At 67.1% G+C, this 16,679-nt stretch carries 17 protein-coding genes; 7 read left to right on the top strand and 10 right to left on the bottom strand.

Annotated elements, in window-relative coordinates:
• Positions 1-288: 288 nt before the first annotated feature.
• Complete coding sequence (locus MSG_RS07335) at positions 289-846, bottom strand: NAD(P)H-dependent oxidoreductase (protein ID WP_096438370.1); 558 nt, start codon at positions 844-846, stop codon at positions 289-291.
• Positions 847-937: 91 nt separating this feature from the next.
• Between MSG_RS07335 and MSG_RS07330 the strand changes: the two genes are divergently transcribed.
• Positions 938-1,549, top strand: a complete 612-nt coding sequence (locus MSG_RS07330; protein ID WP_096438368.1) for a TetR/AcrR family transcriptional regulator — start codon at positions 938-940, stop codon at positions 1,547-1,549.
• On the top strand, positions 1,546-2,580 hold the full coding sequence (locus MSG_RS07325) for a DNA polymerase IV (protein ID WP_096438367.1): 1,035 nt from the start codon (positions 1,546-1,548) through the stop codon (positions 2,578-2,580). Before MSG_RS07330 ends, MSG_RS07325 begins: the two co-directional genes overlap by 4 nt.
• Here MSG_RS07325 and MSG_RS07320 read toward each other — a convergent pair.
• Both MSG_RS07320 and MSG_RS07315 read right to left on the bottom strand, forming a co-directional pair.
• Positions 2,542-3,447 (bottom strand): SDR family oxidoreductase, encoded by a 906-nt coding sequence (locus MSG_RS07320; RefSeq protein ID WP_096438365.1) that lies wholly within the window; start codon positions 3,445-3,447, stop codon positions 2,542-2,544. The two genes, MSG_RS07325 and MSG_RS07320, sit on opposite strands and share 39 nt — an antisense overlap.
• Before the next feature lie 41 nt (positions 3,448-3,488).
• A complete protein-coding gene (locus MSG_RS07315; protein WP_096438363.1) occupies positions 3,489-4,139 on the bottom strand; it encodes a TetR/AcrR family transcriptional regulator in 651 nt (216 codons plus the stop codon).
• Between the two features lie 118 nt (positions 4,140-4,257).
• On the opposite strand from MSG_RS07315, the gene MSG_RS07310 reads away from it, so the two are divergent.
• A complete protein-coding gene (locus MSG_RS07310) occupies positions 4,258-5,739 on the top strand; it encodes a cytochrome P450 (RefSeq protein WP_096438361.1) in 1,482 nt (493 codons plus the stop codon).
• A 6-nt stretch (positions 5,740-5,745) separates the two neighbouring features.
• Here MSG_RS07310 and MSG_RS07305 read toward each other — a convergent pair whose 3' ends face one another.
• Positions 5,746-6,294 (bottom strand): 2-isopropylmalate synthase, encoded by a 549-nt coding sequence (locus tag MSG_RS07305; protein ID WP_096438359.1) that lies wholly within the window; start codon positions 6,292-6,294, stop codon positions 5,746-5,748.
• Between the two features lie 320 nt (positions 6,295-6,614).
• Here MSG_RS07305 and MSG_RS07300 point away from each other — a divergent pair, with 320 nt between their 5' ends.
• Both MSG_RS07300 and MSG_RS25115 read left to right on the top strand, forming a co-directional pair.
• Positions 6,615-6,797: a hypothetical protein gene (locus tag MSG_RS07300; RefSeq protein WP_096438357.1), complete on the top strand. Its 183-nt coding sequence runs from the start codon at positions 6,615-6,617 to the stop codon at positions 6,795-6,797.
• Positions 6,798-7,394: 597 nt separating this feature from the next.
• Positions 7,395-7,643, top strand: a complete 249-nt coding sequence (locus tag MSG_RS25115) for a hypothetical protein (protein WP_096438355.1) — start codon at positions 7,395-7,397, stop codon at positions 7,641-7,643.
• Positions 7,644-7,702: 59 nt separating this feature from the next.
• Here MSG_RS25115 and MSG_RS07290 read toward each other — a convergent pair whose 3' ends face one another.
• Positions 7,703-8,467: a prolipoprotein diacylglyceryl transferase family protein gene (locus MSG_RS07290; RefSeq protein WP_096438353.1), complete on the bottom strand. Its 765-nt coding sequence runs from the start codon at positions 8,465-8,467 to the stop codon at positions 7,703-7,705.
• A gap of 476 nt (positions 8,468-8,943) precedes the next feature.
• On the opposite strand from MSG_RS07290, the gene MSG_RS07285 reads away from it, so the two are divergent.
• A complete protein-coding gene (locus MSG_RS07285) occupies positions 8,944-9,135 on the top strand; it encodes a hypothetical protein (RefSeq protein ID WP_096438351.1) in 192 nt (63 codons plus the stop codon).
• A 43-nt stretch (positions 9,136-9,178) separates the two neighbouring features.
• Here the strand turns inward: MSG_RS07285 and MSG_RS07280 are convergent, their stop codons facing one another.
• The 3 genes from MSG_RS07280 to MSG_RS07270 all read right to left on the bottom strand — a co-directional run bounded on the left by MSG_RS07280 (position 9,179) and on the right by MSG_RS07270 (position 12,992).
• Positions 9,179-10,150 carry a sensor histidine kinase gene (locus MSG_RS07280; protein WP_096438349.1) on the bottom strand — a complete coding sequence of 324 codons (972 nt, stop codon included), beginning with the start codon at positions 10,148-10,150 and terminating at the stop codon, positions 9,179-9,181.
• Positions 10,151-10,322: 172 nt separating this feature from the next.
• A complete protein-coding gene (locus MSG_RS07275) occupies positions 10,323-11,774 on the bottom strand; it encodes a FadR/GntR family transcriptional regulator (RefSeq protein ID WP_096438347.1) in 1,452 nt (483 codons plus the stop codon).
• 24 nt (positions 11,775-11,798) lie between these two features.
• Positions 11,799-12,992, bottom strand: a complete 1,194-nt coding sequence (locus MSG_RS07270; RefSeq protein ID WP_096438345.1) for a thiolase family protein — start codon at positions 12,990-12,992, stop codon at positions 11,799-11,801.
• A 64-nt stretch (positions 12,993-13,056) separates the two neighbouring features.
• Here MSG_RS07270 and MSG_RS07265 point away from each other — a divergent pair, with 64 nt between their 5' ends.
• Entirely contained in the window at positions 13,057-13,404 is a 348-nt protein-coding gene (locus MSG_RS07265) for a Zn-ribbon domain-containing OB-fold protein (RefSeq protein WP_232011189.1), read from the top strand.
• A gap of 106 nt (positions 13,405-13,510) precedes the next feature.
• Here the strand turns inward: MSG_RS07265 and MSG_RS07260 are convergent, their stop codons facing one another.
• Together MSG_RS07260 and MSG_RS07255 are read right to left on the bottom strand one after the other, a co-directional pair.
• Complete coding sequence (locus tag MSG_RS07260) at positions 13,511-15,688, bottom strand: acyl-CoA dehydrogenase (protein WP_096438341.1); 2,178 nt, start codon at positions 15,686-15,688, stop codon at positions 13,511-13,513.
• A gap of 137 nt (positions 15,689-15,825) precedes the next feature.
• On the bottom strand, positions 15,826-16,593 hold the full coding sequence (locus MSG_RS07255; protein ID WP_096438339.1) for an SDR family NAD(P)-dependent oxidoreductase: 768 nt from the start codon (positions 16,591-16,593) through the stop codon (positions 15,826-15,828).
• Positions 16,594-16,679 lie beyond the last annotated feature (86 nt).

Here is a 16,679-nt window from a genome sequence, read left to right as displayed (position 1 = left end):
GGTCACAAGTTGTCGAGATACAAGATGTTCTGAATAACAATTTTGAAATTCCCTGGTCGTAAGGCTTGGCGCGCACCACACACCGGCGTGTCGCACATCACAAACGGCGTCGCGTCCGGTCATGCGCACCGTTGTATCACCGCCCACCGACACGGCCGCTGCCGTCACAGCGACAACTCGTCGCCGCAGGCCTGCTAGCAAAGCCGCCAGCGGACGCTGGCGGCTTTGCTAGGCGGTTTTCCGATCTGCGCTGGTCGCCGGGCGCACGGCTGGTCCGATGCCGCTGAATCAGCCCACTTCGGCGGCGAGCTTGCCGACGACGTCGCGGACGCTTGCCGAGACCTCGGCGTGTTCCGCCGGAGCCTTGCCTTCCAGGGTTGTGAACGGGACCGAGAGCTTGATCGACTCGACGACCCGGGCGCCGGCGATGCCGAAGGACTTGCGCGTGTCGTCGTGCGCCCACACCCCGCCGTACTGGCCAAAGGCCCCGCCGATGACCGCCAGCGGCTTGCCCTTCAGCGCGCCGTTGCCGAACGGGCGGGACAGCCAGTCGATCGCGTTCTTGACGACCGCCGGGTAGCTGCCGTTGTACTCGGGTGTGACGACCAAGGCGGCATCGGCGTCGGCCGCCGCGGCACGCAGGGCGGCCACCGGGGCCAGCGCCGGAGCGTCCGGCGTGGTCGCGTCGTCGATTTCCTCGTTGTAGAACGGCAATTCGCCGAGCCCCTCGAACACGGTGACGACGACGCCATCGGGCGCCACGTCGACTGCTAGCTCGGCGATCTTGCGGTTGACCGATGCCGCACGCAGGCTGCCCACCAACGCCAAGATCTTGATCTCCGCCATCGTTCGACTCCCTTCAGTTATTGGTCTAAATCTTCGCACGACCAAACCGGACCACAGTCCGATTTATTCCGGCAGCGTTAAAGTGCTAGGGATGAGCGGTGTCGAACGGCTGGGCGAGTTGCCCGTGTCTGCTGCCGATCCGCCGCACGAGCGCGGCGACGCCGCCCGCAATCGGGCGCTGCTGTTGCAGGCCGCCCGCAACCTGGTCGGCAAGCGCGGCCCGGACGCGGTCACCATGGACGACATCGCCGCCGAGGCCGGCGTCGGCAAGGGCACGCTGTTCCGCCGGTTCGGCAGCCGGGCCGGCCTAATGATGGTGCTGCTCGACGAAGACGAACGGGCCAGCCAGCAGGCATTTCTCTTCGGACCGCCGCCGCTGGGCCCGGCCGCGCCGCCGATGGAGCGCCTGGTGGCATTCGGCCGCGCGCGCCTGAGCTTCGTCCATACCCACCATGCGCTGCTGTCGGCGGCCAAGGGTGAGCCACGAACCCGCCACGTCGGGGCGGCCGCCGTGCAGCACACGCATGTGCGGGTGCTGTTGCAGGCGGCGAACGCCAGCGGCGATCTGGACGTCCAGACCGATGCGCTGCTGGCCCTGCTCGACGTCGATTACGTCGAGCATCAGCTCCATCACGGCGGCCACACGCTGCAGACCCTGGGCGACGCGTGGGAAAGCCTGGCGCGCAAGCTCTGTGGGCAGTGACACCCCGCTGGGTTCTCCACGTCGACCTCGACCAGTTCCTGGCCTCGGTCGAACTGCAGCGCCGCCCGGAGCTGGCCGGGCTGTCGGTCATCGTCGGCGGCAGCGGCGATCCCACCGAAGCGCGCAAAGTCGTCACGTGCGCCTCCTACGAGGCCCGCGCGTCCGGGGTGCGGGCGGGCATGCCGTTGCGTGTCGCCGCGCGGCGCTGCCCGGACGCCACCTTCTTGCCGTCGGATCCGGCCGCCTACGACGCGGCGTCCGATCAGGTGATGGGCTTGTTGCGCGATCTGGGATACCCGGTCGAAGTCCGGGGCTGGGACGAAGCCTATGTCGCGGTGTCCGCGGCCGACCCGCTGGAAGTCGCCGAGCAGATCCGCGCGGTCGTCCTGTCCGAAACCGGGCTGTCCTGCTCAGTCGGCATCAGCGACAACAAGCAGCGCGCCAAGGTGGCCACCGGCTTCGCGAAACCGGCCGGCATCTTTGTGCTCACCGACGCCAACTGGCCGGAATTGGTGGGTGACCATCCCGTCGACGCGTTGTGGAGCGTGGGGCCCAAGACTGCGAAAAAGCTTGCTGCCCTTGGGATAATCACCGTACGCGAGCTGGCCTCCACCGACGCCGAACTGCTCACGTCTGCATTCGGCGCCCGCGCCGGCCTATGGCTGCTGTTGCTCGCCAAGGGCGGTGGCGATGACCAGGTCAGCGCCGAACCCTGGATTCCACGCTCGCGCAGCCACGTCGTCACTTTCCCGCACGATCTCACCGAGCGCGCCGAAATGAACTCGGCTGTAACGACTTTGGCGCGTCATGCACTCGATGACGTCGTGGCCTCGGCGCGCATCGTGGTCCGGGTGGCGGTGACTGTGCGCACCGCGAAGTTCTACACCCGCACCAAGATCCGCAAGCTGGACGCGCCCACCACCGATCCGGACGTCATCGTTACCGCGGCCCTGCGCGTACTCGATCTGTTCGAATTGGACCGACCAGTCCGGCTACTCGGGGTACGACTCGAGCTGGTGATGCCGGGGTAGCGGAGCCGGGCCGGGTCGCAGCGCGCGGGTGAAGATCAGGTTCACCTGACGCATCGCCAGGCTGTATGGCCACCACGCCAGCCGCTTGAACGCATACAGCGCCCGGATGTCCTGCGACGTGTAGATCAGGTACCGGTTCTTGCGCACCCCCGCCAGGATCTTGTCGGCCGCCCTTTCCGGCGAGACGGCGTGGCCGCTGAACCGGTCGACCCACCGGCCGACCTTGGGATCCGAGCGGTCGACGCCGGCGATCTCGACGGAGTCGACCAGCGGCGTCTTCACCGCACCCGGCACCACCACCGACACGCCGATGCGGTGCCGGGCCAGGTCGAACCGCAACACCTCCGAAAGCCCGCGCAGTCCGTACTTGCTCGCGCTGTACGCAGCGTGCCACGGCAGCGCGACCAGTCCGGCCGCCGATGACACGTTGACCACGTGCCCGCCGCGTCGGGCGGCCACCATCGCCGGGACGAACGTCTCGATGACGTGGATGGGACCCATCAGGTTGATCGCGATCATCCTGTTCCACTGCTCGTGGCTCAGCCGGTCGACGGTGCCCCACGCCGACACCCCGGCGATGTTCATCACGACGTCCATGCTCGGATGCGCCGTGTGGATGTCCGCGGCAAACCCGACAACCTGGTCGTAATCGGCGATATCCAGCACGCGGTGCTGCGGGACCCGGGCGCCGAGGGCCCGCACATCGGCGACCGTCAGCTCTAGGCCGTCGGCGTCGCGATCGGTCAGGAACAACTCGGCACCCTGGGCCGCCAGGCTCAACGCGGTGGCCCTGCCGATCCCGCTGGCCGCCCCGGTGACCAGGCACCGCTTCCCCGCGAAGTAGTGCCGAGATCCCGTGCTCCCCATGCGGTGACGATACCGCCGGTAACGACGGCGGCGGCAGCCCGTCAGCGCGCGCTGCCACCCCACAGCGAGTTCAGCCACAACTGCTCGAGGAGGCGGACGCGACGGTCGAGATCGTCCTCGTCGTGGCCCGCGAAGACCGGATCGCCCGCCAGCATCAAGGAGGTGGTGCCCGTCAGCGTCCGGACCAACGTCGGGATATCGTCGCTGATCGGGTTGGCGGTCCCGGCCTTCATCTCCGCCTCGATGATGTCGGTGATCTGACCCAGCACCACCTCGAATTGCTGGTCGAGGATGTCGCGGATCTCGGCGTCGGTGTGGCGCGCGGCGTTACACGCCGTCATCACCGGGTCGTTGTGCGCGTAGACGGCGGCGGCGCTGCCCACCATCCGCTTGGCGAACTGCTCGGGCGACTCGCCCGGCTGCCGGGCGGCGAAATACTGGGTGAGTTCTTCGAGTTCTTCGGTGGCCTCGCCGAGGATCTGGGCCAGTACCGAATACTTGGAATCGAAGTAGAAGTAGAAGCCGGACCGAGCGACCCCGGCGCGCTGGCTGATCGAGCTGACCGAGAGCTCTCCGAACGGCTTTTCCTCCAGCAGTTCGCGAACCGCCGTCATGATCGCCTGCCGGTGCTTGTCCCCGCGTCGACGCGTGGCCGGCTCGTCCGGCTCGAGATTTGCGGCGCCGCTGCTCATCCCCCGACCTTGCACCACGCCACGCGAAAAGCAAACTTGACAGCCGTCAACTTCGTCACGAAGTATGGACAAAATAGTGACACCTGTCACCCTGCCCCGGGTCAGCAAAGGAGCGTCCATGGCTGCGACCATCAGCACCCCGCACTACCTGCTCGACCGGGCTCGGCGCCGGTTCACGCCGTCGATCAACAACTTTCCTGGCATGGGGATAGTCGAGCGCAGACTGCTCAGCACGCAGTTCCCGGAGCGCAAACTTGCCGACCCGCCGCCGGGCAGCGGCCTCAAGGCGGCCATCGGCGACGCGGGGCTCCCGGTCATCGGCCACATCATCGAGATGCTGCGGGGCGGACCCGACTACCTGCTGCACCTCTACAACACGAAGGGCCCCGTGATCTTCGGGGACTCGCCGGTACTCCCGGGCGTCGCCGCGCTGGGACCCGACGCAGCGCAGGTCATCTACTCCAACCGCAACAAGGACTACTCGCAGCAGGGCTGGGTTCCGGTGATCGGACCGTTCTTCCACCGCGGCCTGATGCTGCTCGATTTCGAAGAGCACCTATTCCACCGGCGGATCATGCAGGAGGCCTTCGTCCGCTCCCGACTGGTCGGCTACGTCGAGCAGATGGACCAGGTGATCTCGCAGACGATTGCCAACGACTGGGTGACCAACGACGCGCGCTTCCTGCTCTACCCGGCAATGAAGGATCTCACGCTCAACATCGCGTCGATGGTGTTCATGGGCCACGAGCCGGGCACCGACCACGAGCTGGTGACCAAGGTCAACAACGCCTTCGCGATCACCACCCGGGCCGGCAACGCGATCATCCGCACCCCGGTGCCCCCCTTCACCTGGTGGCGCGGCCTCAAGGCGCGCGAGCTGCTGGAGAACTACTTCCGTGAGCGGGTGAAGGAGCAGCGGGTCACCCGGGGCGACGACCTGCTGTCGGTGCTGTGCCGCACCGAAGACGAGGACGGCAACAGGTTCTCCGACGAGGACATCGTCAATCACATGATCTTCCTGATGATGGCCGCTCACGACACGTCGACGTCGACGGTAACGACCATGGCTTACAACCTGGCCACCCACCCGGAATGGCAGCAACGCTGCCGCGAGGAATCCGACCGGCTCGGCGACGGACCGGTCGACATCGAGTCCCTGGAGAAGCTGGAATCCCTCGACCTGGTGATGAACGAGTCGATCCGGCTGGTGACCCCGGTGCAGTGGGCCATGCGGCAGACGGTGCGCGACACCGACCTGCTGGGCTACTACATCCCGAAGGGCACCAACGTCATCGCCTACCCGGGGATGAATCACCGGCTGCCCGAATTGTGGACGGAGCCAATGAAATTCGACCCGGAGCGGTTCACCGAGCCGCGCAACGAGCACAAGCGACACCGCTACGCGTTCGCGCCGTTTGGCGGCGGCGTCCACAAGTGCATCGGGTCGGTGTTCGGAACGCTCGAGATCAAGACCATCCTGCACCGGCTGCTACGACGCTACCGGCTGGAGCCGCCGCGCCCGGGCTACAAGTGCGAGTGGGACTACGGCGGCATGCCGGTGCCGAAGGACGGCATGCCGATTCTGCTGCGCCCGCTCTGACGGCGGTCAGTCCCCGGCGCCAAGCCGGTTAGCGCACACGATCAGCGCGCGCAGGGCCGACTGCGTCGGGTCGGCGGCCCAGCCCATGGCCCATTCGGCGCGCACGCCGTCCGTGCCGTAGATGAAGGTCGCGGTGTCGTCGCCGGAGCGCAGCTGGTGAAATTTCACCGTCTCGATGGCGATCCCGCGCTCGTGCAGCATCGTTGTCAGGGCGGCGATCGGGCCGCTGGCCGCCGCGGTCGAGGTGCTGAGCTGATCGCCGACGGCGATCATCGCCCGGAAGTTACGTGCCTGCGGGCCGAGACGTCCGGCTGGCTGTTCGCCGTCCGTGCATTGCCAGTGCCCGAGCCGCAGCGGGCCGGCGGCGTGGCCATACGTCGCGACGAAGCATTCCCAGGACATCGCGTCCGCCTGCTCACGCAGGCCGCGGGGCAGGGCGATACCGAAGTGCCGCCGGAACCAGGCGTTGGCCCGGGAGTGCGGAGCAGGAACGTGAGGCCGCCTCGCGGGCGCACACTCGGCAAGAGGCGTGGTAAGAGATTGCGTAACAGGCACGGTGTCGGTCTTCTCTGGTCTGAAGGAGCGACCGACGGTAGTAGCTTCCGACCCACAGCGGGGGGTCGGTCTGGATCAGACCCCGCTGCGGGTACTGGCTACTACGGCACTCGTGAGAAGACGCACGAGCGCGACCTTAGACCCCGGACCCCCGATGGGGCAAATCCCGAGGTAAAAGCCTGACAGGAAAGACCCAGTAAACCTCCCAGGAAAGTTCAAGGGAAAGTTCGTTATCTGTCGTTTACATGAGCGCAATAGCGGCTAACCGGCCCATTGCTAGTTGCACATGCGCCTAGTAACCGTCGACGAAAGGGGAACTCATGATCGGGCACACGAAGAAGACCCTGAAGACCGCCGCAGCCGCAGTCGGTGTGGCAGCCATGGTGCTGTTGCCGACCGGATGTGCAACAGCTGCGGGGGGCGCCGGCGGCGGCGGTGTAATCGGCGGCAGCAGCGGCGGCGGCCTCGGCGGTGTCTTGGGAGCCGTCTCGGGCATACTCTGACAACCGATAAAGAGCAGGCAGCCCGCCGGGAGTCTCGGGTTCCCGGCGGGCTGCCCGCTGTGTTGGGGGGATTCGCGCAATCGACGATTCGCCCCGATGCGTTCCCAATGACTCCGCCACTGGCAAACTTCTCCTTCGCGGCGCTCTATCCACGACGACCCACGTTCGGCCAATTTTTTGGCCGCATTCAATCCCGCTTCCGATCCAGTTCATGGCCTGACCGTAATAGTCGTACACGAGTCGAATAGGACGGCCGGCGGAAGGCAGCACCATGAACGCACGGAGCAAGCAGGTGTTCGCGATAGCAGGTTCAGCATTTGTCGTGGCGTCGCTGCTGACGGGATGTGCTTTTGAAGCCGTACCCGGCGTCATCGGCACAGGTGCCGGAACGGCCCCAGCCGGCCCCCGCGGCGAAGTAACGCGGCGATCACACGACCGCGTCACTTAACCCGCGCGACTCGATCGAGCAAGCGACTGTGCATGCCGTCAACGCCAATTTTCGGCGATAGTCAGATTTACTTCGCCTGGGCTTCTTCCCGGTTGCGCGAAATAGATGCACACTGAGTTCATTAGGCTCGCGGACGAAGGGCATGCCCGATGAACGCACCGAGCAAGAAGGTCCTGGCGACGGCGTTCGCGGCGCTCGTCGCGCTGACACTGCCCACCGGGTGTGGTTACGAAGCGATCCCCGGCGTCATCGGCGGCACTGTCGTCGGCCCAGTGGGCGGCGCCGGAGGCGCCGGCGCTGCCGGCGGCGCCTTTGGCACCAACGGCGGCCTCGTCCGAGGCAACGTCCCCGCTGGCGCGCCCGCCGGCGCCGGCGGCGTCCTTCCGCAGCTGCCGTAGTGATCCCGTTGGTCCCGGCCGCGGATCGGCCGGGCCGATGGGCGTTCGTCACCGAAAGGTCAGTGCAGTCTCAGTCCGAAGGCGGCGATCGAAACCAGCGCGAGCACCGCTGAAAAAGCCAGATTCATACGCGTCGGCCGCCCGGTGCGCGTGGCGTCCGCGCGCAACAACTCCAGGCCCAGCCGGCCCAACCCGTAAGCCGCGGCGGAGCCGAGAAACAGCAAGCCGGCAGGATCGGATGGCCGGTGCAATGCCACTCCGACAGCCAGGATCAGCGCCGACCATGCGGCTTCGAACAGGGGCGCCGGATAACGCCGTTTCCATTCGCCGCGATCATCCGGCAGCCAAATCCCGAGGGGCCCACTGGTTGCTCTTCCTGAACAACATCCATTCATCAGGCAACCCATGCGGGTGACGACCATACCGACGAGCAAAACGACGGCCCCGCCATCCCAGAACCGCCAGAATTCCAGACCGGTGAGGCCTAACACCGGCCAGGAGGCCGCGAAGCTCAGCGCCAATCCGCCGTAGAGTCCGGCACCGGCATTCGTCATCACCGCCACACCAGTTCGGTCGGCGACAAATTCCGGATGGCCGACGAGAAACCAGATCCGAGCTCCGACAAGCGCGAATACCAGGAGGGCCAGAGCGGATATCGCAAAAGGCAAATAGCCGAGTCCACATACGTAGCCACCCCAGACCACCCCGACCGCAAACCCCACGTACAGCAAGGCAGCGAAGCTCGGAATACGAAGCCGCCCAATGTGAAACAGGTACCGTCGTCCCAGCCAGCGCGACGACCGCAACGGCTCTTCGGTGATCATGTCAATGCGATGTCCAAGCGAAGGCAGCGCGGGTCAACCATGTAAATCAGCCCGCCGATCGCCGTGCCAGATCCTCCCGCCGTAGCGCGAGCAGGAATGCGTCTATGAACCGAAGCTCACAGTAGCGCAGCGGCCGGGTGGCCGCGCGAAAGGCGGCTCGGCGGTTGTGCTTATTTCTGACGCCGCGCCGCGATGTCGGGCGCCATCTCGGCCCATCCCGAATCGCCATGATTTAAAACAGATTTGGTCGTTTCGGGCCTGCTCGGACCACTAACTGCATTTCGGCCGCGACGTCACGGGAGCCGCGCCACGAGGGAAAACTCCGCGCCCCGGGCTGCTTCAGCAGCGGTGCCGGACACCAAACAATTCGCCCCCGTTTTCGGACTGATTCAATTTTTCTTATTGCGGGATTCACCCTGCGCAACCCTAATAGTTGCACACCTGTCAAACAGGTACGGGCGATGAAAGGTTTGTCGATGAACGCTCGCAGCAAGAAGGTTCTGATGACAGCGGGCGCAGCGCTGATCGCGGTGTTGCTACCGACAGGCTGCGCACTCGAGGCCCTCCCCGGCCTAGTCGGTGGCGGTACCGTCACTACCGGTGGCGCCACCGGTGGTGCCGCCGGTGGCGGTGCCGGCGGCGTCATTCCGCCGGCCATGGTGCCGTAGCGCCGTACGAACACGGCACATCGTCAGCGGCGCCGAGCCCACCTCACCCCGTCGATCCCGGCGACGTCTTGAGACGCAGGTACGCCTGAATCGTCGTCCCGCTGGAGGTGGTGTGCGTCCGGACCAGATCCGAGATGGCGTGGACTAAGAACAGCCCGCGGCTGGCCGGACCGGTGGGCCCCGGGTCCAGCAGTCCTACCAGCGGATCGTCCAGACATCCGCTGTCGCGCGCCTCGCACACCAGATGCTCGTCGTGGCGCCAGAACGCCAACTGGCACGCGCCCTCGGTGTACATCAGGCTGTTGGTAGCCAACTCGGTGGCGACCAACTGCAGATCATCGATGCCGTCCGGGGACAGCCCGACCCAGTCGCCGTAGTTGACGGCGAACGACCGCGCCGGGCGCAGGTCCGTCGACTTCCGCACCATGTACGTCACCGCGCCGGGGTTGGCGGGGAGCGGCTGATTGCAAGTGGCCAGGATCCCGTCCGGTGCGTACTCCGAACTGCGTCGCAGCGCACCGGATTTCCACACCAGCGGATGGGTCGCGCGGGCACCCGCCAGCACGTCGTCCGCCAGCCGACCGGCGTCGTAAAGACACAACGCCGACAGCTGACGGGCTTCGAAAGCCCCGTTGACGAGCGCTTCGTGCTGCAGGCACGCCGGCAACTCGGTCGGGGTGCGACCGGGCCAGACCACCTGGCTGACGATGCGCACCCGTTGGTGGGCGTGTTCTTCGGCGAACGAGCCTTCCAGCGCCAGAAAACGGCTCGGGTTGCGAGCGATTTCGGTGATGTCAGCCATCTGCAAGCCGGCCGGTAACGCGCCGCCCGAACTTTCCAGCGCGTCGCGCAGCAACGCCAGATTCTCGCCCGGCACGGCAACCAGCACCGCCTCATCCATCGACAGCCCGGCGCCGACGAAGTCGACGACGGAGTCGAGGTATTCGCGTTGCGAGTGGTAGAGGAGCGCGGAATGGACGAAGCCTTGATGCTCGCCTTCCGTGCTCATGGTCATTTCAGCGCCCCTGCTCTGCGTCACCGATGTCAACTCCCTGCCAGCCCCCTGCCGGACCCGCTCCGCGTTGCCTAACCTTGCTTCCCCAAATTACTCATCCCCATACCCCGGAACAGCGTTCGCTACGCGGGGCGACGGATCACAACCCAGACTCGCTCGAGCCGCGAGAAAGCTATAGCCACCAGGAGGCGGCGGCATCAAGGTGGCGCCGCACCCGGTAACGCGCCAGGCTGTCGTCGCCGGCCGCTATCGCCTCGACGATCCGAAGGTGGGCATGCTCGACGGCGACCACATCGTCCCAGCTGGGTAAAGCCTGCCCGGTGCTGGACCAGTGCCGCCGGAACAACTCGACGATGATGCGCAAGAACAGGTCCAGCAGCGCGTTGCCGGCCAGTTGTGCCAGCCCGACGTGGAAGCGGAATTCCTCGGCTGTGGCCTTGCGCACATCGGCCGCGGTGGGCACCTCGTCACGGCCGGGCCGATGGGTTTCCAAGAACCTCGCCACTTCGGATTCGGCGCGGCGCTTGACGACCTTGGCGACGTTGTCGATCTCGATGGCGTCGCGGACGCAGCGCAAGTCCTCGCGGGTGGGCTGGCGGTACTGAAGGTAGAGCGCGATCGTGTCGATGCTCGCCTGCGCGTGCGGCTCGGTGACGACCAGGCCGCCGCCGGGCCCGCGGCGCATCTGGGCGACCGAGTGGTGTTCCAGCAGCCGCACCGCTTCGCGTAGCACGGCGCGGCTCACCCGGTATCGCTCCAGCAAAGCCGTCTCGGTTCCGAAGACCGCGCCGAGTTGCCAGCCGCCGGCACGGATTTCGTCGACGATGGTGGCGGCAAGCATCTCGGCCAGTTTGGCGCGGGGCGCCTCGACATCGAGCGGCCGGCGCGACCTGCGAGACCGGCCGCCGCGACCCGCGTGATGCTGCTGCAGCCAGCCCGTCACCGCCTCGACGTGTCGCTCCGACAGGGTCTTGGCCCGCGCGGAGTCGCCCGCGGTGACGGCGGCGACGATGTCGGCGTGGTGCAGGTGCATGTGGTCGAGCGCCTCGACGGCCTCGCTGGCCGAGCCGGTCTGCGACTGCAGCGCGTAGCGAGTGGTGAGCCTCATCAACACATCGATGAACAGCTGCAGTACCGGGTTTTTCGATTGCTCGGCAAGCGCGATGTGGAACTCGTCGCGCGGCAGCGGCATGCCGGGTCGCCATTGCTCCTGTTCCCGCAGCACTGCCCGCAGCCGGTCGATCCCGGCTTCGTCGATCCGTTCCGCCGCCAGCGATGCCGCGAGGGGCTCGAGCACCAGGCGCGCATTGAGCAAGTCGCCGAGCGTGATGCCCAGGTGCTCGAGATAGATGACGACGGCACGAGTCGCGGGTCCCGCGTCGGGCTCACAGACGAGCAGTCCCCCGTTGGGACCGCGGCGCATGCGGGCCACCCGATGGTGCTCGACGAGCCGAACTGCTTCCCGCAGCACCGACCGACTCACCGAAAAATGTTCCTGCAGAGCACGTTCGGATCCCAATGACTCCCCGATGGGCCAGCCGCGGCGAATGATCTCCGCCTCGATGTCGCGCGCGATCGTCGAAGCTAATTTCGTCGCCGGCCCGCCGTCCGGATGGGTGCCCATCGCGGACTCAACCGGGCCGGCGTCTCAACACGTGAGCAGCATGCATCCCGCGACCGGCCCGCCGCCCACGGAAACCACGCCGACCTCGGGACGCTGCACCACCTGCCGCTCCCCTGCCTCGCCACGCAGCTGTAGACATCCCTCGTGCAGCGCCCAGTAGCCGTGCATGCGCCCGGCCGAGAGTTGGCCGCCGTAGGTGTTCAGCGGCAGCACACCGTCGCGGGCGATCCGCGTGCCGCCCTCCACGAACGGGCCGGCCTCGCCGTCGCCGCAGACCGCGAGGGCCTCCAACCACGCCAATGTCAGATACGTGAAGCCGTCGTAGAGCTGGGCGACATCGAGATCGGCGGGCTTGTATTCCGTGCGCGACCACATCTGTGCGGCCGCGTCCGACATCGCCATCTTCGGGTAATCCTCGCGGTGGAACCAGCCGCCGGCCCCGTCGGATCCGCCGATCGCCTCGACCCGGACCGGGCGGTGCGGGCAGTCGGGGCCGTACTCGGCATTCGACACCACGACCGCGATCGAGCCGTCGATGGGCACGTCGCAGTCCAGCAGCCCGAACGGCGTCGACACCAGCCGCGCGCCGAGGTAGTCGGCCATCGTCATCGGTTCCCGGTACACCGCAAGGGGATTCAACGCGGCATTGCGGCGCCCGTTGAGCGCTAGCCAACCCAGCTGCTGTTTGGTGGTTCCGTACAGCTCCATGTGCCGACGACAATTCAGCGCCAGCCAGTTGGCCGCCGAATAGGCTTGCGCCGCAACCAGATCGTTGATGTCGTCCATGGCGCCAACGGCCGGCTTGGGCTCTCCCTCGGGCGTCTCGAACATCCAGGCAAGCGGGGGGGCCGGCGCGTTGGATTCCTGCTTGACCGGCACCGTGCCGCCGAGCATCTGGATGGTCCGATAGATCACCACGTGCCGGGCGCGTCGCTCGGCGACCGCGCGGCACGCCGACATCACCGGGCTGAGCAGTCCCCCGGTGCCGAATCCGGCGCCGCAATCCGCCGCTTCGATCTGCAGTTCGGCGTTGACCTCGGCGGCGGGCGTGTCCCCCAGGGTCGCGATGCCGTCGATGTCGGCGGCGGTCAGTCCGGCGTCCGCGATCGCGGCGCGCACCGCTTCCATGGTCAGCTCCCGGCCCAGGATCCCGGTGCGCCGGCCGATCCGCGAGATGCCGACGCCGGACAAGATCGCGTCTTTTTCGAAATACGTCATTTGCACCGCCCGTGAACCGAATCCGTCGCCCGCACCAAGACCAATAGAGTGTACTGTATTGGACGTGTCAGCAGAGTCGCCGCCGCTCCTTATCGAGCACTGCGCTGATTGCGATCGATGGGTTCACCCGGCGGCCGGCGAATGTCGCGTCTGCGGCGGCCGACTGGCCGCTCGGCCGGTTTCCGGACAGGGCACCGTCTTCACCTTTACGGTCAACCACCATCCGTACAACCCGGAGATCCCGGTTCCGTACGTGATCGCGATCGTCGAACTCGCCGAACAAAGCGGACTGCGCGTGGCCGCCAATATCGTTGACTGCGAACCGGATTCCGTGCAGTGCGGAATGCCCGTCGAGCTCCGGCCCGAGACGGGCGCTGGCGGCGCACCGTTGTTCGGGCCGGCCGCGAACTGATCAGCGCCTGCGCGCCGTCACTAGCAGGTACTCCCAGTCCACCAACGATGAACTGGATAGGCCAGTCGCGATCGGCGGCCGTTCCGCGGCCCGCGTGACGAACGAGCTAGTTGATCAGCGGGTCGCGCGGCATACCCAGAATCCGCTCGGCGATCTGGTTGCGGGTGACCTCCGAGGTGCCGCCGGCAATCGACATGCCGCGGGCGCCCATGATCATGCGACCCGCCAGGGCGCCGGGCCCGTCCGCCAGCGCGACGTCGGATCCCAGCAGTGCCGCCGAGATGGCCGCGCCGTCCACCATGTGTTCGGCCAGCTTGAGCTTGGTGACGTTGCCTTCGGGACCCGGGCCGGCGCCTTCCACGCTGCGGGCGACGCGGCGCAGGTTCAGCAGCCGCAGCGCGTGATCGTCGGCGAGGTAATTCCCCACCCGAATATTGGCCCCCGCCAACCGGTCTGGCCGCTGCTTGGCGAGCTCGATCAGGGTGTCGGCCAGGCCCTCGTAGAAGGATCCGCTGCCGCCGATGCTCACCCGTTCGTTGCCGAGCGTGGCACGAGCCACCGTCCACCCGGTGTTGGGCTCACCGACGACGTCCTCGTCGGGAACGAACAAGTCGTTGAAGAACACCTCGTTGAAATCCGAGCCGCCGGTGATCTGCCGCAGCGGCCGCACCTCGACCTCGGGCGCCTTCATGTCGACAATCACCGTGGTGATGCCGGCATGCTTGGGCGCATCCGGGTCGGTGCGCACCGTGGCCAGCCCGCGCGCACAGTAGTGCGCGCCGCTGGTCCACACCTTCTGGCCGTTGATCTTCCAGCCGCCGTCGACCCGGGTGGCCTTGGTCTTGATGGACGCCGCGTCCGATCCCGCGTCCGGCTCGGAGAACAGCTGGCACCAGATCTCGTCCTTGCGCAACGCCTTCTCCACGAATCGTTCGATCTGCCAGTCGGTTCCGTGCTGGATGAGGGTCAGGATCACCCAGCCGGTGATCCCGTAGTCGGGGCGTTTGATCCCGGCCGCGCGGAACTCCTCCTCGATCACGAGCTGTTCCACCGCGTCCGCGCCGCGCCCCCACGGCTTGGGCCAGTGCGGCATCCCGTAGCCGGTCTCGATCAGCTTGTCGCGCTGTGCCTGCTTGTCCAGGGCGGCGATCTCGGCGGCGTCGGCGTGAATCCTGGTGCGCAGTTCTTCGGCCTCGGGCGGCAGGTCCAGGCTGTTTTCCCGGACCGCACCCGCCGCCGTGCGGTCGAAGACATCGGCCGCCGGTGCGTCGCCGCCGAACAGCGCCGAGGTCACCAGCGCCCGGCGCAGATGCAGATGGGCGTCGTGCTCCCAGGTGAAGCCGATGCCGCCGTGCACCTGGATGTTGAGTTCGGAATTGCGCGCATACGCCGGGAAGGCCAGTGCCGCAGCAACTGCGGCGATGAGGCGGAACTGCTCTTCGTCCTCCGCTGCCGCCCGTGAGGCGTCCCATACCACGGCGGTCGCCGACTCCGAGGCCACCAGCATATTGGCGCAATGATGTTTGACGGCCTGGAATGTGGCGATGGTGCGGCCGAATTGCTGACGCACCTTCGCGTAGTCGACGGCGGCCTCGACGCAGTCGGTCGCCCCGCCCACGGCCTCGGCGGCCAACAGGGTGCGCGCCCGGGCCAGCGCCGAGAGTCGCGCACCCACCACGATGTCGTCGGCGCTGACGCTGACGTCCTCGAGGCGCACGCGCCCCGAACGACGAGTCGGATCCAGGTTCTCGGGGACGTCGACCGACACCCCGGCGCGGTCAGGCTCCAGCAGCAGCAGATCCTCGCCCGCCGCGATCACCAGCAGCTCGGCCAGGCCCGCGCCCAATACAATTCCCGCGTCACCGCTGGCGGTCAGACCATCCCGGCCATCGCTGACCCGCACCTGACCGTCCAGCCCGATGCCGGCCGTGACGGTTCCGTCGATGAGCCCGGGCAGCAGTCGCGACTTTTGCTCGCCCGCAGCATCTTTGGCAATGACGGCCGACGCGATCACCGTCGGGACGAACGGCCCCGGCGCCACCGCGCGGCCAAGTTCCTCGACCACCACGACGAGCTCGGGCAGCCCGAAGCCGGAGCCGCCGTGCTCCTCGTCGATGTGCAGGCCGAGCCAGCCCAGCTCGACCAGTTGCTGCCAGAACCCGGGCCGGCTCTCGTCGGTGGCGTCCAGCAGCGAACGCGCCGCCCAGCGAGCTTTCTGGGAAGTCAGGAAGGCGCGGGCTACTTCAGCGAGCTCGCGGTGATCGTCGGTCAGTGCGATACCCATGGCGGCCTCCTCGCGGCGCGTTGCCCCCGCTTCGCGAAGAAACGGGATCCCGGGGTGGTTGGCGTGCCCCGCTCCGAGGGGAACGGGGCGGCTGCCTAAAGAGTGTACTTAATGCCGGGAGCGCGCTTTCGAGGCGGCTACTTGGGCGCGAACCGCTGGCCCGCATCCAGCCGCAGGCACTGGCCGTTGAGCATCGGGTTGTCCACGATAGCGGCCGCCAGCTTCGCGTATTCCTCGGGGCGCCCGAGGCGCTTCGGGAAGGCCGCGTCCTTGGTCAGCTGCGTCGCGAATTCGTCCGGAATGCCCTTGGTCAGTCCCGTCGCGAACAGGCTCGGGGCGATGGCCAGCACCCGGATCCCGACCGAGCCCAGGTCGCGGGCCATCGTCAGGCACATACCGGCGATCCCCGCCTTGGCGGCGGTGTAGGCGACCTGCCCGATCTGGCCTTCGAAGGCCGCGATCGACGCGGTGTTGATGATGACGCCACGCTCCCCGGTGTCGGGGTCTTCCGGCTCGTTCTTGGCCATGTGCGCGGCCGCCAGCCTGCTGATGTTGAAGGTGGCGATCAGGTTGAGGTCGATCACGGACTGGAACGCCGCCAGGTCGTGCGGACCCGTCTTGGTCAGCGTGCGCTGCGCGATCCCGCCACCGGCGGTCGTGATGATGACGTCCAAACCGCCGAGCTTGTCGACCGCAGCCTGCAGCGTCTCCTCGGTGCCGGCGAAGTCGGTGACATCGACCGGGTAGAAGGTGCCGCCGATGCCCTCGGCCACCGTCTTTCCGTCGGAGCCCTCGCGGTCGAGTATCGCGACGTCGGCGCCGCGTTCGTGCAGCAGCTCGGCGCTGGCCCTACCCATCCCCGACGCGCCGCCGATGACGACGACCTTCTTCCCGTTGACTTCCATCCGGATCTCCTTGTCAGAATCCCTGCGATCTGTAACGTTACGTAGGCACGCTAGCGTGTGCGCCCGGCCATCTTGTCACCGAGCCA

Source organism: Mycobacterium shigaense (genome assembly GCF_002356315.1).
Lineage (GTDB): Bacteria > Actinomycetota > Actinomycetes > Mycobacteriales > Mycobacteriaceae > Mycobacterium > Mycobacterium shigaense.
This window is presented reverse-complemented; position numbering and strand designations above follow the sequence as displayed.

Coding starts and splice junctions, on each gene's coding strand:
- MSG_RS07290 (WP_096438353.1), bottom strand. CDS start 8,467: ATGATCACCGAAGAGCCGTTGCGGTCGTCGCGCTGGCTGGGACGACGG.
- MSG_RS07270 (WP_096438345.1), bottom strand. CDS start 12,992: ATGACGTATTTCGAAAAAGACGCGATCTTGTCCGGCGTCGGCATCTCG.
- MSG_RS07335 (WP_096438370.1), bottom strand. CDS start 846: ATGGCGGAGATCAAGATCTTGGCGTTGGTGGGCAGCCTGCGTGCGGCA.
- MSG_RS25115 (WP_096438355.1), top strand. CDS start 7,395: ATGAACGCACCGAGCAAGAAGGTCCTGGCGACGGCGTTCGCGGCGCTC.
- MSG_RS07310 (WP_096438361.1), top strand. CDS start 4,258: ATGGCTGCGACCATCAGCACCCCGCACTACCTGCTCGACCGGGCTCGG.
- MSG_RS07275 (WP_096438347.1), bottom strand. CDS start 11,774: ATGGGCACCCATCCGGACGGCGGGCCGGCGACGAAATTAGCTTCGACG.
- MSG_RS07320 (WP_096438365.1), bottom strand. CDS start 3,447: ATGGGGAGCACGGGATCTCGGCACTACTTCGCGGGGAAGCGGTGCCTG.
- MSG_RS07315 (WP_096438363.1), bottom strand. CDS start 4,139: ATGAGCAGCGGCGCCGCAAATCTCGAGCCGGACGAGCCGGCCACGCGT.
- MSG_RS07280 (WP_096438349.1), bottom strand. CDS start 10,150: ATGACCATGAGCACGGAAGGCGAGCATCAAGGCTTCGTCCATTCCGCG.
- MSG_RS07330 (WP_096438368.1), top strand. CDS start 938: ATGAGCGGTGTCGAACGGCTGGGCGAGTTGCCCGTGTCTGCTGCCGAT.
- MSG_RS07300 (WP_096438357.1), top strand. CDS start 6,615: ATGATCGGGCACACGAAGAAGACCCTGAAGACCGCCGCAGCCGCAGTC.
- MSG_RS07255 (WP_096438339.1), bottom strand. CDS start 16,593: ATGGAAGTCAACGGGAAGAAGGTCGTCGTCATCGGCGGCGCGTCGGGG.
- MSG_RS07285 (WP_096438351.1), top strand. CDS start 8,944: ATGAACGCTCGCAGCAAGAAGGTTCTGATGACAGCGGGCGCAGCGCTG.
- MSG_RS07260 (WP_096438341.1), bottom strand. CDS start 15,688: ATGGGTATCGCACTGACCGACGATCACCGCGAGCTCGCTGAAGTAGCC.